Consider the following 18,620-nt stretch of genomic DNA (forward strand, 5'->3'; position numbering starts at 1 on the left):
CATACCAGGTGAAAGTATACCCAGCCGTTACACCACCTACATTCGCTGATGCCTGTCCATTCGGTGTGTTTGTATCGCAGCTTGTCTGGTTAACCGTTGCTGTTGTAATTACCGGTGCTACGGTGTTGTTGTTTACAGTTACAGTAACCTTTGCTGACTGACATTTCGTGTTGTTATTTACCGCTACAACAGTGTAAGCACCCGCTGTTCTTCCGCTATATACTGCACCTGTAAAGTCCGGAGCTGCTATATTCGGTGTCGCTATATTTCCAATGAACCAGTAGAAAGTATAGTCGGTTGTGTTACCTCCTACGCTGGCTGAAACCTGACCGTTGCCTGCGTTACAAACCGTTTGATGTGCATCAACCGCTGCTGTCACAACTGGATTTACAGGACTATTGGTAATCGTTACTTGTGCTGTATTCGAACAGCCGGTTGTATTGTTGTCTACTTTAACGGTGTAAGTTCCGGAAGTAAGACCTGTTACCGTTGCTGTGTTTCCTTTTACTGCTCCACTTGTACCGCTGCCCACATACCAGGTAAAGGTATAGCCGGCCGTTATACCGCCTACATTTGCAGAAGCTTGTCCGTTAGAAGCCAAACCATCACAACTTGTCTGATTAACCGTGGATGTTGTGATCACCGGAGCTACTGTATTATTATTAACTGTTACAGTTGCTTTCGCTGAAGGACATTTTGTGCTGTTGCTAACTGCCACAACGGTATAGGCACCTGCCGTTCTTCCACTATAGACAGCACCTGTAAAATCAGGAGCTGCTATATTGGGTGTCGCTATATTTCCTATGAACCAGTAGAAGGTATAGTTGGTCGTATTACCTCCTACACTCGCGGAAACCTGACCATTACCTGCACTACAAATGGTTTGATGTGCATCAACCACTGCTGTTACGGTTGGTGTAACGAGGTTGTCTACAATAGTAACCTGCGCTGTGTTTGAACAGCCGGTTGTATTGTTATCCACCTTAACGGTGTAAACACCAGCTGCCAGGCCCGAAGCAATGGCATTGTTGCTCTTTACTGTTCCTCCGGTACCACTACCTGCATACCAGGTAAAGGTATAGCCGGTTGTCACTCCGCTTACATTCGCAGAAGCTTGTCCATTCGGAGTATTTATATCACAGCTCGTTTGGTTAACCGTTGCTGTTGTAATTACAGGAGCTACACTATTATTGTTAACCGTTACGGTCGCTTTTGGTGATTGACATTTCGTTGTTGTGCTTACTGCTACAACGGTATAGGCACCGGCTGTTCTCCCGCTATATACTGCGCCTGTATAATCAGGAGCAGCTATATTTGGTGATGCTATATTTCCATTGAACCAGTAGAAGGTATATCCGGTTGTCGTCCCCCCTACATTGGCAGAAACAGTTCCGTTTCCTGCGCTACAATTTGTCTGGTGAGCATCCACAACGGCTGTTACCGTAGGGTTCACGGGACTATTGACAACTGAAACCTGTGCTGTATTGGCACATCCGGTTGAGGTGCTCACGGCACGTACAGTATAGGTGCCGGCAGCAAGTCCTGTAATCGTGGCTGTATTTCCTTTTACAGTTCCTCCCGTGCCACTGCCTATATACCAGGTAAAGGTATAACCCGTAGTTACTCCTCCTATAGTTGCAGAAGCTTGTCCGTTCGGTGTGTTTATATCACAGCTTGTCTGGTTAACGGTTGATGTTGCGATCGTAGGTAACACGGTATTATTAAGGATCTCCACAACGGCTTTGGCAGATGCACAACGTGTAGTTCTGTCAACCGCCACTACGGTATAATATCCGGCAGTAAGTCCGGTATAGGTTGCTCCTTTATAATTGGCGGCTGTAGTATCCGGGGTGCCTACATTTCCATTGAACCAGTAGTAACGGAATGGTCCGGCTGAGCCATTGGCCGATGCCGTGATCGATCCATCCGCAGGGGAACATTTTACCTGGTGACTATTGATGACGGTTGATACAGTCGGATTCGTAATGTTATCAACGATCGTAACGGTTTCTGTATCACTACATCCTGCAGCATCCGTAGCCTGCACTGTATATACTCCCGCTGCGAGTCCGTTTACCGTTGCAGCTGTACCAATCTGGTTCGCTGGTAACGTGTTGTTTCCTTTGAACCACTTCCAGGTATACCCGGCTGTAACACCCGCTATATTTGCCGATGCTGAACCGTTTGGTGCTGTTGATGAACATGAAGTTTGCTGTGCAGTAGCCGTTGCTGTTACCGGCTGTATTGATTTTGAATTGATTGTTACCAGAACCGATGGCGACACACATTCCGTAGTGCTATTAGTTGCCGTCACTAAATATGTTCCGGGATTAAGACTACTATACGTTGGACCTGTATAATCAGCCGATGGCTTCACGTTTGATCCTATATACCAATTAAAAACATACCCGGTAGTAACACCTCCTACTTTTGCTGATGCACTTCCTGAATTTGCAGGAACGCAATTCGCATCCGTGGTCGTTACGGTAACCGCCGGCTTCACAGTCTGATCTGTTACGTGACCGGTTTGTGTCGATTGACATCCGGTAATTTTATCAGTAACCAATACGGAGTATGTTAACCCGTCCAGGTTCGATAACTCATGACTAACAGATAATACAGTTCCTGTTAATACGTTTGGACCTGCATACCAGGCATAGGTAAAATTACCAGCCGGTTCGCCTCCGTTAACAACAGCGTGCAGTTTACCATTGGGGTTTTTACAGTTTGTATAAGCTCTGTCTTCCACAATCGCAACACTGATTGTCTTTGTAGTGACACCAACATTTATACTCTTTGAAGACGACCCGCACAGTAAACCTTTGTGAATGGCATAAACGGAATAGGTTCCTTCAGTCAACCCGGAATAGGTAGAACCCACATAATTAGCCGAAGCTATATCGCCCGTAGTGGTACCGTTGTACCAGTAAAATGTATAGTCAGCTGTTTGCTTTACTCCACTCACCAATCGGTAGGCTTCAACGGCTCCGGAGGGAGCGGTGGTATTAGCACTACATTTCATGTTATTGGAGATCAGGGCAGTCTCAATGGTAAATGGATTAGGACTTACCGTGGCTGACTTAATGTTGTTCGTATAGTCACACTCCGTGAAATTCGTGTTGGGGAATGTGAGTGGTGTTGTACTTCCATTGTCATTCAAGGCAATGAATAGTGTAAAGTTAGCCCCGGTTCCCTGCACGGTTAAATTGTTCGCTACGTACGAGTCACCAATAAGCAGGTTGTTCAGGTTAACATATACTGTATTTAATTTGGTAGCCCCGGCGACACGCGGGTCTCCACTATAAAATGTAATCGGCAATGAACCTGAAAGCCCCAGGTTACCCGAGTTCTTAATACTAAATGAAATGGTAAAGTCCTTGTCAGGACAGGTGGGTTTGTTGATCGTAATGGTTGAGCTTGGATCAAAAACTAAATCCGGTGATGCGTATGTCGGACATCCCTTTGAATCGAGGAAAGGCGATTGGTTAAGGAATGAGTTCAGCGGGCGGTTGTCGCCCGGATTACAAGGTGACCCGGTAGAGAACACCAGATGATGTTTCTGCTGAACCTGTGGAATCGTAAGGTCATCATTGATGTTTACATTAAAGTAACCGTGCTGGTTCCACACTTTACGCGAAGGCACCCACGCTTCGAGACTTGACGAGTACGTACGAATCTGGCCAAACGGTGCACGGGTAAAGTCATTAATGTTATCAGTGTTAGAGGTAGCACACGTTACGCAGATCTCAGTCGAACCATCACCATCAACATCAACAACGATCGGGTAATCATTCGCAGTTCTCGAACGACAGATCGCCTGTGTAAAGATCGCTCCCGTCTTTCCGTTTATAATATAGAGATAGCCTTCATCGCGATATACAATCTCGTTCGACTTATCATTGTTAAAGTCAAACACGGTTGCACCGGTATATCCCGAAGTACCTTCTGATATAGCGATTGACCACAATAATGTAAAGTCTTCCTTCAAAGCAAATAATCTGCTTCCGGAAACAAACGTGGTGTTCAGTTTTCCATCGCCATCTATATCTGATATATTCAAACGCCCCGTTCCTTCAGGCCAGTTGTTTGACGTTGCATATCGCTTATAGGTATTGTTCTTTACATCCCAGAAGAAAGCGTTTGTTGTTCCGGTCGTTGAACCGGTTGAACCACTGGTGAGTACATCCAGAGAACCATCCTGGTTATAGTCAGCAACACTGGTTAAACTCGTAATGTAACCGAAACTTGATTTCTTGGGATAATAATTGGCGCCACCGGGAATGCTCTTTACCAAAGTCAAAGAGCCAGCATCAGTTGTGCGGGCTCCAAGGTTAACGGAATATATAGTACCCCCCAATACAAGTTCCAAGCCCGTACACGAAGCACAGTCTGTTGTACTGAGTATATCAACGGCAACGGGCCCTGCATCGATAGTTGTCCAATCGCCACTTCCTTTTAGTAAACGGGTACCGGTTTCAGCATCAAGAATCTCATTGCGATAGTATATCTCTGCTTTTCCATCAGATCCGAAATCGGCAAGTCCCATCGTGATGGGCTGTCCGTAAGCTTTTGTACTCCACTGCTTTAATCCTTTACAGTCATAGGAAGTTATATAGAAATCACTGCCAATCTTTTCTGCTATAAATATGTCGCCACAACCATCGCCTTTAACATCGCCTATTGTATGATCATAGTATTCTGCTGTTCCGGTAATTGTACCGGTATATTTGATGCTCAGGTTTGTACCATTTAATATGTAGAGCTTTTTGTCTTCCTGGTGAAGCGTTACCATCTCGGGTATACCGTCACTGTCCAGATCACCAACCGCCATTCTTCCGGAAGTATACGTAATGCGATTCGGCGATGAAGCCTCGAGCTTCATTCCAAAGTTGAGCGTACCAGTTGGGGGAACCTGACAGGCCTTATCCTGACCAATATAGAAGTCCTTACAGATCGCGTTCTTGGCACAATCGCCATCGAAGCAATCGATAAATCCATCACCATCGTTATCGATGCCGTCTCCGCAGCTAGACTCCTGCGCAAGAGCTGACGTATACAACACCAAGCAAAGTGCTGCCAACAGTAGTTTTCTGATCATAAGCTCAACTATAGATGTAGATACAACCTGAGGTTAAAAAGTGAGAGGTAATACTTTACCCATGTTATAAATACTGCCAGAAAGGTATTTTCTTTTGGATTCAAAAAAATTGCAAGATCGATTGCATTCAGAGTCACGTAATAATTGGTATCTAATTATCACTTTTTTACTAAAAAAATAGGCAAGATTTATAATGAAAATTACCATACACACAAACCATGTTGGCGAACGGAACTACCATTTCACGCTTAAATCACACCACAAAGAAGAATATAACCCTTTTTGTACTGTTTCTGGTAACAATTGCTTCTATTGAAAATACCACAGCTCAAGTTATCCGGTTCGGAGCTAAAATCGGAGGACAATACGACTTCATAAAAATGGACCGCAAAAGCGTTACGGATACATTGAAGTTATCACCTGGAATTGGTTTCAACGCAGGTTTAGTGCTCTCCTTCAAGGTAAGAAATCGTTACTTTTTGCATACAGAATACCTCTATTCGACAAAAAGTAAAACGGTAAAAGGAAAGATCGATCCATACCTGAAAGACAAAGTAACATATCATTACTTCGAAGTACCCATTTTGTTCACCATGCACTTCAAAGGACAGCTCGGTAAGAACAAAAATTTTAAATGGTATGCCGGTGTCGGACCAAATATAGCATACCTGCTGGGCGGACGTGGCACCGTAATCTCCAGTGAACTACTCGAGAATAACATCAGCGAGCTCTCCTATAAAATAAAGTTTGAACCTCGAAAAGACTACGCACATACTGACGAAGTATACTATACTAATATCAACAGAATTCAGTTTGGTATCAATCTCGGTACAGGCTTACTACTGGAACCTGCCACCAAACATAAAGTAATGCTTGACCTTCGCTATACATTTGATCAGACTTTATTCGGAAAGCAAAAAGCCGACTATCTCATTCCGCACGATTATGATGACGAACTGCGTTTCCGAAATCGCGGAGTACGTTTTTCGATGATGTACTTGTTTGAATACAACATCAGCAAAAAAGAACGCAACAAAGGAAAGAGTACGATCAAAAAGCGTTAGTACATTCAATTACACTTAGCCAACACCGTGCTTCGTGTAATCTCATCTCCTATATGTTCATCTGAATACTGCGGGACCTCTCCTGTTGAGCGCGTCCTCAAGCCAGTATGGATTTATCTTGGCAAAATTTTCCGGTATCTCGTCTATATTAAAGAAACGAATCGCGGCCGTCTCATCGCTGCTGAAGTTCTCTGGTATTCCCGTTTGCAGACTTACCTCGAAGTACGTTGTAACATAATGTATATTCTTATTCTCGTATTGATATAACTGCGATGGTGGAGAAGAATACACTCCGATTAGTCTAATGATAGACGCATCTGCATTGGCCTCTTCGCGAATCTCACGAAGTATAGCCTGCTCAACGGATTCACCAAACTCCACGTGACCTGAGATGATACACCACTGATCAACATCCCTTCGTTTGTGTAACAACACACGACCACGCTCATCAAAAATAGCAGCGGAGACTGCAGGCAAGATTTCGTTCTTCATGTTTCAGCAGGGTTAATTTCTTTGCAGAAAAAATTACTGCTTAAAGTTACGGATGTTGTACGTAACGATCAGCATGAAGTAGCGGGTTAGTACATTTGTCAACCTGTCTTCGATATAGGTTTCGGTTACATCGCGACTGATGCTGTTGTTCTGATTCAAAATATCAAATGCATTCAGTTTGACTTCAAGCTTCTGATCTCTCAGGAATTTATAGCCAAGCCCGGCATTCCAGAACCATATACTCTGATCGTATGCAGCCGACAATCCCCGGTACATGGTGTTATTCAGATTGCTGGAGAAAACAAATCCCTTCCAGAAAATCCAATTGAGTCGCAACGATGCAGTTTGATTAAAGTAGTTGTTATCCGATTGCTTCTGCAATGTATTCTTGACAATGGTATAGTTAGCCGTATACGAAAGTGTGAAGTCGAGATCCTCGCTGATGTTACTGCTCAATACAACGCCCTGGCTGAAGCCATAGTTATTCGCCAGGTTCTTGCTGTCGTTAATGATGGCCGGAGTTCGATTATACGTAAATCCGGTATTAATATTCATATTCGATTTCAGCAGCGCTACGGGAAGGCCATACGTCAATAATGTCCTGACTGAGCCGTAACCGCGTACGTTGACCGGGTAGGACAATTGGACACCGCGATTGAGTGTGATGCCATTCAAGACCGTATCCTGTGCAGCAATGTAAGACGCATTTGTAATATAGTCTTTCGTGAAACTTCCGCTTACCAGGAATAACAAACTGGTAGATACCTGGTTATTCGTTCGCCCATAACGAACAGTAACGTTGTGACTATACGCCTGAGACAATTCAGGATTACCGGTCTTCAGAAATAACGGATTACGATTATCTATCACATTCTGCAATTGAGATATCGAGGGAGCATCTGTTGAAGTACGATACATCAAGCGGAGATTTCTGCCCTGCTCAAATCGATAGTTGAACGTTGCCTGCGGAAGTATATTTTGAAACGAACGGTCTACAGCAAACGGATAAGGAAAATCCTGATCGCTCGTAAGCTTTGCATGTTGATAGTTGACACTGGTATTAAAATTCAGTTTCCGGTTGTTGAACCTGTAGCTGACGCCCCCGCGATTGGATATATAGCGATTCTTAAAGGTATTAGTAAGCAATGTATCGAGAGCGGTATAGCCATCTTCACTCAAATTATAGGTACGCTTGTCAGTTTTACTGTTGGTAATAGAAGGGGTAAAATTGAATTGCAACTGGCTGCGCTTACCGATCGGCTCGGTATAGGATATATTCGAAGACAGTGTATAGCTGTCGGTATATTGATCGGATTGCTGATCGATAATCGTAGTTTCGGATGAAGACTCATAATCGTTCAGCGAGTATAGATACGAATCACCATCGCGATTGTTAACATCTGTATTCAAGCTCACCGATAGTGATCGTCCTCTCCTTTTAAAGCGATGACGATACAAAACGCTGTTTGAAAAAACATAACCGGCATTGTCTGCATTATTGGTGTTGTTGATGTTGCTTTGAAGTGAATTACTTTCGGCAGTATAATCTCCCTGTAATGTAGATTGGGAATCATTCTTCTGGTAACTGAGCCGTGGCGTAATAACAATGGAATTAGCGGTATCGATCGTATACTCCAGCCGGAAGTTTAACCGATGATTATAGTTCCTGTTGTTAGCGCGGCTATGTTCTCCATATACCAGGCCGCTATCTTGTTGCGTAATATACGCGCGGTTCAGGTTGGTGATACGATCATTGTCTGATTGATTAAAGAAATAGCTCCCGGTAATTTCTGTCTTTTTACTCCACACATCACTATAGTTCACACCAACAGAATGCGTAGTGGAAATTCCACTTTGCTGACCAACATTAAAATTACTACTACCGCCACGTTGTCCCCGGCCACCACCGCCACCGCGATTACCACCACCCTGTCCTCCGGAAGAAGAAGATGTTACTCCGAGTAAATCTTCATTGCTGAAATTCTGTTGATTGATATTGTTACTCAAACCGACCAGCGATAATTTACGATTGCCTTTGAACGAATTTATATTGCCGCCCGCGGTATAGAGTCCATCCTCCCCTGCTCCGGCATATACTCTTCCGAACTGCCCGTTGTTCTTTCCTTTCTTCGTAACTATATTTATAGTCTTGCGTGTTTGTCCGTCATCAAAACCTGTAAACTGCGATTGCTCACTCAGGCGATCAAACACTTCGATCTTGTCGATCACCTCTGCGGGAAGATTCTTCAGTGCGAGTGTGGCATCATCACCAAAAAATTGTTTTCCATCTACCAGTACCTGTTGTACAGCTTCGCCCTGTGCTTTCACTCCGGTGTTATCAGAAGTTATACCCGGCATCTTGGTGATGAGGTCTTCGGCCGTAGCATCGCGGGTTGTCTTAAATGCATTCGCATTGTATTGAAGCGTGTCTCCTTTCTGCTCAACTTGTATGGAAGCACCCTTTATCTCTACTGTCTTTAAGGTTGTTGCTGACTGATGTAACTTAAGCTGTCTTAAATCAACCGGCTCATTGTTTACGCGAACGCGTAGGCTCTGCGTTGTATAGCCTATATAGGAAAGATGTATTCGATACCTGCCGGATGGGACATTGTTAAACACAAACTTTCCATCCACATCGGTTACAGTGCCGCGCTTCCATGTTGAATCCGAGGCCTGCTGAAGCAGTACGGTTACTCCGATCAACGTGGTATTATCCGTGCTGTCGGCTACCACACCCGTGACAGAAAATTGTTGGGCCAATGCCGCGTGAGACAACAAGACAAGCAGGATTACCCAATACTTCATACTATGCTAAAATGGAACGCAAAAGACAAGTTTTACAGACGATAAATCAATCGAAATGTTTTCTGTATACCGGTAATTATGTGAACGGAAAAAACAACAAGTTTTTTCCGTCCCTGCACTCTAGAAATGGACGTCTTTTTCATTCACAACTATCACGCAATCAGTTAAATGGAAGATATCCTGAAACGCTGTTCAACCAGACCGATCACTCTATTATATTTGGCCCCGGAATGAAGGAGATGAAGCCGAAAAGTGTTTGCCACCCGAGCGTTGATGCCGCTCCTGCTTTATATCAAAAAACTCCTGCCGCCAACACGCGCTACGAAAAAATCATCCATGCTTTTTGACGAAGAGAAAATTGAGAAAAAGAATGCCGTCCGTCCTAAATTACCAGCCGGCACAGAAATAAATTATGAAATCGGATTCCTGTTCAATTTTGTTTCAGGAAAATCAACCCGTTTTGACCTGGAACCTGTTCTTATTTTTTCGAAGAACAATGTAACCGAGTATAAACGAATTTCGCTGCAGGCTGAAAGAGGTCTCGCCTATTTGCAACCACTCTCAGAAGAAGTATATAAAGATCTGATGGAGTTCTCCGACAATCAGTTGCTTGATTGGATGACGCGCACAGGCAATCGCTATATACGCAATCACTCCGGTTCATGGGCACACGTATCGGCCAAAGAACTCGTCAATCTGCGCAAGCACTATATAGATTTACTTCATAAACTATGGCCTACGCTCAGCTCATGGCCACAGATATTTATACTCAAGGCCGGACGCTTTCTGAATTATAGTCAGTTGACGGTGAAGCTCGGTAAAGAGCCTGCACGATTCAGCTTTACAGCCGATCGTAACGGAGACAGTATTGTACTGAATCTTGTACTCTGGCTTGATGGAAAGAAGACCAACCTTCGTTTGCTCGGAGGATTTTTACTCGAACATGAAGGTACACTATATCTTCCTCCGGATGCTGCATCACTCGCATTGATCGATCTCTTCCGCAATGGTCCGCTCACATTTCCGCTGAGTGAAAAGGCAGATGTTGTGAAGCGCTATATAACCGTATGGCAGGAGAAATACGAAGTTATCGTCAGTGATAAACTCAACATCGAAACGGTTACACCGGAACAGGAGCCGCGCGTTATGCTGAGCGAACTGAATGAGAGTAATCTCATGATCAAACCACAATTCTCCTATGACGATGTGGTGATTGACTACAGCGATGAACGCAACCACGTAGCCGAAGCCGGTGAAACGGTAAAGATCATTCAGCGCAACAAAACCGAAGAGAAGCGGCTATACGAATACCTTCGCACATTGCATCCGTCATTCGCGAATCAGCGGAACAATCTATACTATTATCTTCCTTTCGCGGACGTGATGAAGCATGGCTGGTTTATTACCATGATGCGCAACGTAGCACAGGAAGGTTATGCCGTACATGGTTTGCACGAGCTCAAGAAGTTCAGATATACCACGCATGTACCACGCTTCATCATCAGTGCAACCAGCAGTATAGATTGGTTCGATCTGAAAGTAACCATTCAATGGGGCGATTTCGTTGTCTCATTGAAAGAGATTCGCAGGGCTATATTAAACAAGCAGGACACCATCATGCTGGAAGATGGAACCCTGGGACATATACCCGAAGAGTGGATCAGTCAATATAGTCTGCTGCTCCGAACCGGTACGGAAGAGAACGGTGTACTCCGCGTAAGCAAGCTGCACTATACATTGCTGGAAGATATACTCGACAAGATCGACAGTAATACGGTTCAACAAGATATAGAGGCCCGAAAACGCAAACTTCTCGACTACGATGCTATACAAAAAACACCGTTGTCATCAGACATCAAAGCAACGCTTCGCCCCTACCAGTTATCCGGCTTTCACTGGATGCAGGCGCTTGATGAACTACAATGGGGTGGCTGTCTTGCAGATGATATGGGTCTCGGTAAAACCTTGCAGACTATATCTTTCCTGCAATATCTGAAGGAAAAATATCCGGGCAGTACGCAACTGGTTGTGTGTCCTACATCGCTGATCTTTAACTGGGAGAACGAGATACAAAAGTTCTGTCCTACGCTAAAGTTTTATACCTACTACGGACTGCAACGCGAATTTACGGAGACACATTTTTCAGAGTATGATGTTGTACTTACCACCTATGGTGTTGTACGAAACGATCTTGAAAACCTGTCGAACTTCCTCTGGCAGTATATCATTCTCGATGAAAGTCAGGCGATCAAAAATCCGGATGCACGCGTAACCCGCGCCATGCAACATCTCCGGTCTGTGAACCGATTGATATTGAGTGGTACACCGGTACAAAACAATACATCCGATCTGTTCGCACAGTTTAACTTCCTGAACCCGGGCTTACTCGGTACGCGCGAATTCTTCAATCGTGAATTTGCACAGCCCATCGATAAGCAAGGCAACAAGGAGAAAACAAAATATCTGAAACGACTTATCCATCCGTTTACCCTGCGCAGAACCAAGGAGCAGGTGGCAAAAGATCTTCCTGACAAAACGGTAACGGTGCTATGGTGCACGATGGACGCTGATCAGCGCAGACTATATAATCAGTATCGGGACAACTACCGAAACCTTCTGCTCAAGAAAATTGATGAAGAAGGTCTTGAGAAATCAGGTATATATGTACTCGAAGGTTTGTTGCGTCTTCGCCAGATATGCGATCACCCGGCCATGCTGGATCATATACCGGGAGAAGAGCCGGTAAAAAGTTCGGTTAAAATTGAAGAGCTCATTCGTGAAGTACAGGAGAATGCCGGTAATCATAAGCTGCTGGTCTTCTCACAATTCACAAGCATGCTTCAGCTCATCAAAGAACAATTCGAAGCCGAAGGCATCAGCCATTGTTACCTCGATGGTTCTACATCCCTGAATAAACGGAAGGAAGAAGTAACACGCTTCACCGAAGACGAAAGTATCAAAGCGTTTCTGATTTCACTGAAAGCCGGTGGCGTTGGACTTAACCTCACGGTTGCCGACTATGTATACCTCGTTGACCCGTGGTGGAACCCGGCAGCAGAACAACAGGCCATTGACCGCGCCCATCGGATTGGACAGAAGCGTAAAGTATTTGCCTACAAGATGATCTGCAAAGATACTGTAGAGGAAAAGATCTTGCAGATGCAGGAGAAAAAGAAAATGCTTGCCGATGAACTGATCCACGAAGATGCAGGCTTTGTTAAAAATCTGTCACGTGACGATATCGAGTTCCTTTTTGGATAATGCATTCCGGTATATATACAATTCACATCACAGAAAGCCATCCGTTCACGGGTGGCTTTTTTGCTTTATAGCGTTACAAGTGTGGGTAACAACATGGTCATACTTAAAAGTCCTGTGTCCCCCTGCCATGCCGAACTCCACAGATCTCGCGTGAGTCGCGAAAACTCATGGAATAATCCTGTCTCTTATCTACACAAATCCTAGTCTTGTAGCTGGTATAAACCTGGCGGGTACAGTTTTTTATAAGACAGAAAAGGTCTTGGGTGAAGAGAATAGACATGGTACACGTACAGGAAGCTGATGAGGAGTTCTCACCGCAGACTATATATACCAACGTTATGTATTAACACGAAAGACGTTCAGCGTTACTACTGAACTCTGTTTACATCAGGCGCTATTTGGTTTTTAGCTATATAAGATCGTCATGCTTTTTATAAGAGACTACTCCTTATACAGGGTATGATACTCATTTTTCTCATGTAAACAGATTTACTATCGAGTATGTTATTACAGAATGTATTGAAGTCCACGCTGGCAGCACTATTTCTATTTACTGCTACGTTTAACACGCTCTCACAGACCGTTATTCATTACGATAGCGGGTATACCCTGCGCAATAACCAGCTTGGTCATTACTATAAGATGGCCAACTTCAGCAACGAAGCATTGTTCCGCGAATATACCTATTGGAAAAATACAGGCGCTGCTGTTGATGAATTTTTAAACTTCCGTGTTGTCTTCCCCACCGGCTATAACAAGAATGACGCATCGAAAAAATACCCACTCATAGTGATGCTGCATGGCGCTGGTGAATCCGGTCGCAGCTGGGAAGGACACTATAACTATGGTCCGGAAGATCCACAGTTTGATAACAACAGTACGAGCACGGCCTACCCTGGCCCCTCGCATGTTGCAGCGGTGTTACGTAATCCATCCGATCATCGTGCCTTTCCTGGAATCGTAATTATACCACAGGTAAGTCATAGTGGCGCGTGGCAGAATGGTTGGGAAGATGGCGCGATCGGCAACAACATACGCATGACCATCGGCATCATTGAGTACTTTATTTCGAATTATCATGTAGACCGGGATCGTATCGCTATACATGGATTGTCCAATGGTGCGAAAGGTGTGTGGGATGCAGCCGCGAAACGTCCTGATTTATTTGCAGCCATGTTGCCGATGTCTGGTGTAGGAAGTAACTACGAAGCCATGAGCGATATACTCGTAACGATGCCGATCTGGTTGTTCCAGGGAGGAACTGACACCAACCCGAAACCGCAGGCCTCCGAAGATCTGGTGGATGTACTGAAAAGCAAAGGAGCTAACCCGATCTATACACTATATCCTACATTAGGACACAACACCTGGACCACTGCGTATGCGGAAACGGATTTCTTCTCGTGGATACTCGCACAAAACAAAAAGAATATATATGTCTTCGGCGGACAAACGGAACTGTGTGCCAACAGCTCTATAAAATTAGGGTTCTCCGATGGCTTCATCGCCTATCAATGGACATTCAATGGTATCGATATATCCGGTGCGACTTCACGCTTTTATACCTTGAATCAGGCAGGGACTTATACCGTTAAATTCAAACGAAGTGAAACCGAATGGGATGAATCGTTTCCAATCGAAATAACACCGAAGGAAGCTTCAACCTATAAACCGGAACTTGCCAATAACGGTACACGGATTATACCAATCGATTTTAACGGCACCAAGAACGATACGCTACGACTGATTGCTCCGGAAGGCTTTCCGGAATATCACTGGTATAAGAACGGAGTTGCATTTGATACGACAGTCACCAATACCAAAGTTGCGTACTTCCTGCAGGGTTCCGGAACCGTTGGTACCACATCACAGGCTGGAGAGTATGCTGTACGGGTAAAAGAAAATTCGGGATGTGAGAGTCTGCTCTCTGATCCTATAACCGTTTCGTACACCAGCCCACACGTTGCACCGAATGCACCAACACTGGCGGCCGGTGGTGTAACAGCCGCATCGGAAAGCGAAGTTAACGTTCAATGGACAGATAATTCTGATAATGAAGAATACTTCGAGATCTGGCGAAACCGTGCCAATGTTAATGGCTATAGCAGCGAACCGTATCGTCTCATCGCTACTGTTCCAGCCAATACAAACACCTATCACGATACAGGCTTACGACCTTCTGCCAGATACTTTTACAGAGTTCGCTCCGCCGGTGCGGGTGACGGAAAATTTGCAACAGCCGAAGTATATATTACGATGCCGAATGATACCACGAAGCCTGCGCCTCCCACCAACCTCGTAGTTACCGATGTACAGGACACGCAAATCTCCATTACCTGGGATGCTTCGTCAGACGATGACCAGGTATCGGCTTATGAAGTATATTTAGGATCAACCCTTGTTACCACCGTTAACGCAACAACCTATACATTCAGTAGCCTTGCTCCGAATACAAAATACTTCATCAACGTGAGAGCCGTTGATACGCGCGGCAACTTTTCAGATTTTCCGGGAGAAGCTATTCCGGTAACAACGCTCAGTCCGCAAAATGGTTTAACATACTATTACTATGAGCCGCTGAATGTGCCTACGGATTTCACACTGGCTACATTTTTCAGTACCGCGCAAACACCCGCTACGCAAGGTATTGTCAGCAATTTCGATATATCCGTACGTAATCGCGACATCAAATTTGTATTTGCATTTGAAGGGTATATCGAGATAAATCAGCCGGGTAACTATATATTTTATTCGAGGTCCGATGACGGCAGCAGAGTATATGTCGATGGCGTTCTGCAAATCGATAACGATGCCCTGTATGATGGTCCTGTCGAAAAAAATAAAACGGTAAACTTTGCAACAACAGGTAAATATCCAATACGTGTCGAGTACTTCTACGCGAATAGCTTGTTGCAAACACTGTCGGTTACATACGATCCTCCGGGCACAGGAACAGGCCTTGGTAAACAGGTAATACCAGACTCTCTTTTGTTCCGTACTTCAGCAACACCGGTTACCTACTATTGCAAAGCTACAGGCGATCTTCACCTGCTTTCAACATGGGGAACAGAAGCCAACGGAGAGGGTACTGCCCCGGTTAACTTCAGCAACGCTTATGAGTACTTCCATATCCGCAATCGCACGGGCGATGTAGCTATAGCATCCCCCTGGAGTGTTGCCGGTGCGGGTTCCAAGATCATTGTAGAATCCGGAGTAACACTAAATATCAACGAAGCTGTAACCGGAACCATCGAGGCAGATGATAATACCGTGATCAATATCAACCATGATTCTATACCTGCCTTCGGAACATTGTCGCCAACCTCGACCGTAAACTTCAACGCCAATGGTATGGTGCCCAACAGTGCATATGGAAATCTTAATCTCACTACGGCTTCCACTACAAAGACATTACCGCTTAGTTCAATTTCCGTAAAGGGAGATCTGCGCGTAGATGAAAATGTAGTTGTACAAGGCAGCGAGTCCAATCGGTCAATCATTTCTGTAGAAGGCGATATGACGTTTCTCGGTGCCGAGACTGCAACACCTGCCGGGCAGCTATACTCCGTAGTATTTAAAGGCAGTAAAGATCATACACTCACACTGAACCGGGATACTGACCTGAGTCTATACCAGCTCGTATTAGATTACGGTGATGCGCTTACACTTCAAAACAGTGCCGGTAGCGCTGCAACGGTACGGCTAGGCAACAGCAGCGGTGGCGGCCTGACACTCAACACCGGGGCACAATTACACCTGGATAAAAATAACCTTGTCCTCTCTGGAAAAGTTGCCATCAACCCGAATGGCGAAACCGGAGTGATAGCAGCACGCAACAGTAACCTGACGATCAACACAACATCTGCGCTTTCATCCAATATAGCCTTCAGTGAACAGTATGATAGTTTAACAAACATCACATTGTCGTCAAGCAGCACCGGTAAATTTAACTTACAGAGTTCGGTGAAAGTGAAGAACCTTGTTACCCTTACAAAAGGCGAATTGAACAGCTATAGTGGAAACCTTACACTGGTATCCGATAAAAATGGAAGTGCACGCATCGGTCCACTTCTCTCCGGAGCAAGAATTACCGGCCAGATAACCTATCAACGCTATATGGATGGCGAAGGAAGAATATACCGCTATATTGCATCACCGGTAAAAGCCATGAGCGTTGCCGACATCCAGGAATATATACCGGTTACCGGCTCTTTTAAGGGACAGAGCACAGGGTCAGGTATAAATTCATCTGCAGCTTCGATGTTCAGCTATAATGAACCGGAAGGTGGCTGGCTTAACTTTCCTCCTAATGGTGGCTCGAACGAAGACTCGCTCCGCATCGGTAAAGGTTACTCAATCTTTGTACGCGAAGCAACAGACCCAACAACCTGGCAGGTTACCGGCAACCCATATCAGGGTAACTTTATATTTACCCTTACCGGTGGCACACTGGGACAAGACAATGGCTGGAATTTACTCGGCAATCCATACCCTGCTCCTATTCAATGGACCGGTACTGCTGATACCAAATGGAGCACGTTGCTAAACGTAAGCAGCACAGTATATGTGCGCGAGAACTTCGGCTCCGAATATAGATGGCGTGTATGGAACGGATCAACCGGCAATCTGGCCAACGGCATCATTGCCCCAGGGCAATCATTCTGGGTACAAACCACATCAGCAACTCCGACACTTACTATAACAGAAAATGCAAAGTATACGACAGACGGTACTTTTTACCGCGAAGGTAATGGTATAGAATCCCTTGAAATCAGCATGAGTAACGGAACGTGGACCGATGAGACCTATATACAGACTATACCACAGGCATCCAACAGTTACAATAAGTATGAAGATGCCCTCAAGCAAAACAATACATATTTTAACCTGGCATCGCGATCAAGTGACAGTGTTGCCCTGGCGATCAATGCCATAGCAGCAGACTATTGTCAGAAACGTATACCGCTGGTTATCTCCAATGCTGCGAAAGGAAATTACACCTTCCATTTTAAAGGAACCGACAACCTAACAACCCAGGTATACCTGGAAGATGCGCTCCTGAAAAAACACATCGATGTATCGGCAGATCCTGACTATAGCTTTGCAATCACGGATGCAGCTGAGTCTAAAGGAACACGTTTCACCTTGATACTCGCGAGACCTGAAATACACCCAACCGCCACCATGACATCATCAGCGGTGTGTGAAAGTAATGCTGTCATTACTCTGAACGGCACACAGGCGGGCGTTGGATACCAGGCATTTCTTGAAGGGAAAGCAGTTTCAGAAAGAAGAATTGCAGAAGGAGAATCGCTGCAACTCGAGGCAGATTATAACCAATTATATAGCGGTATATTTAATGTATCTGTAAAAGCCGGATATGGAAGTAGTGACGACTGTCCTGTAACGACACTGTCCAATACAATTTCGGTTACGATCGACTCGCTCGCCACACCACGCATCGCAGTAGCATCCGGAAAAATATTTACGGAACAACGCCCGGGATATTACTACCAGTGGTACCTGGACGGAGCGCTTCAGACAAATGAGACAGCTTCTGAAATTATACCGCTAGCCGATGGAAACTATAGCGTAGCTGTTACCAACGGAAGTTGTTTCCGGATGTCAGAGACACTGCAATATACATCGTCTGGGGAGTTACCCATTGAGAGGCTGGCAATCATTTCACCTAATCCATTTACAGATAAGTTAACGGTTACAGTACAAATACCGGCAGTCCGAACAATATCGCTGTCCAATATGGCAGGTCGTGTAATCCTGGAGAAAGTTGTGACAGAAGCCGATCAACAAGTTACGTTCGATCTTACCGATATAGCGCAAGGCACCTATATTCTTTCGATAGGCAAAGCTAAATATAAAGTGGTAAAGAAAACGTAGTT

The 18,620-nt window shown here is 44.8% G+C and carries 5 protein-coding genes and 1 pseudogene; 3 read left to right on the top strand and 3 right to left on the bottom strand.

Going from position 1 to position 18,620, the window contains the following annotated elements; translation table 11 throughout:
* Positions 1-5,098, bottom strand: a pseudogene (locus ACFQ21_RS25195) (hypothetical protein); the annotation flags it as partial.
* 218 nt (positions 5,099-5,316) lie between these two features.
* Here ACFQ21_RS25195 and ACFQ21_RS25200 point away from each other — a divergent pair.
* Entirely contained in the window at positions 5,317-6,162 is an 846-nt protein-coding gene (locus ACFQ21_RS25200) for an outer membrane beta-barrel protein (protein WP_377584095.1), read from the top strand.
* 57 nt (positions 6,163-6,219) lie between these two features.
* On the opposite strand, the gene ACFQ21_RS25205 is transcribed toward ACFQ21_RS25200, so the two are convergent.
* Both ACFQ21_RS25205 and ACFQ21_RS25210 read right to left on the bottom strand, forming a co-directional pair.
* Positions 6,220-6,654 carry an NUDIX domain-containing protein gene (locus tag ACFQ21_RS25205; RefSeq protein WP_377584099.1) on the bottom strand — a complete coding sequence of 145 codons (435 nt, stop codon included), beginning with the start codon at positions 6,652-6,654 and terminating at the stop codon, positions 6,220-6,222.
* Positions 6,655-6,687: 33 nt separating this feature from the next.
* Positions 6,688-9,459 (bottom strand): TonB-dependent receptor, encoded by a 2,772-nt coding sequence (locus ACFQ21_RS25210; RefSeq protein WP_377584102.1) that lies wholly within the window; start codon positions 9,457-9,459, stop codon positions 6,688-6,690.
* Between the two features lie 273 nt (positions 9,460-9,732).
* Between ACFQ21_RS25210 and ACFQ21_RS25215 the strand changes: the two genes are divergently transcribed.
* Together ACFQ21_RS25215 and ACFQ21_RS25220 are read left to right on the top strand one after the other, a co-directional pair.
* Positions 9,733-12,720 (top strand): DEAD/DEAH box helicase, encoded by a 2,988-nt coding sequence (locus tag ACFQ21_RS25215; RefSeq protein ID WP_377584104.1) that lies wholly within the window; start codon positions 9,733-9,735, stop codon positions 12,718-12,720.
* A 501-nt stretch (positions 12,721-13,221) separates the two neighbouring features.
* Entirely contained in the window at positions 13,222-18,618 is a 5,397-nt protein-coding gene (locus ACFQ21_RS25220; protein ID WP_377584106.1) for a fibronectin type III domain-containing protein, read from the top strand.
* Positions 18,619-18,620: the final 2 nt, after the last annotated feature.

This window comes from Ohtaekwangia kribbensis (assembly GCF_042676245.1).
In the GTDB taxonomy this organism is placed as follows: Bacteria; Bacteroidota; Bacteroidia; order Cytophagales; family Cyclobacteriaceae; genus Ohtaekwangia; species Ohtaekwangia kribbensis.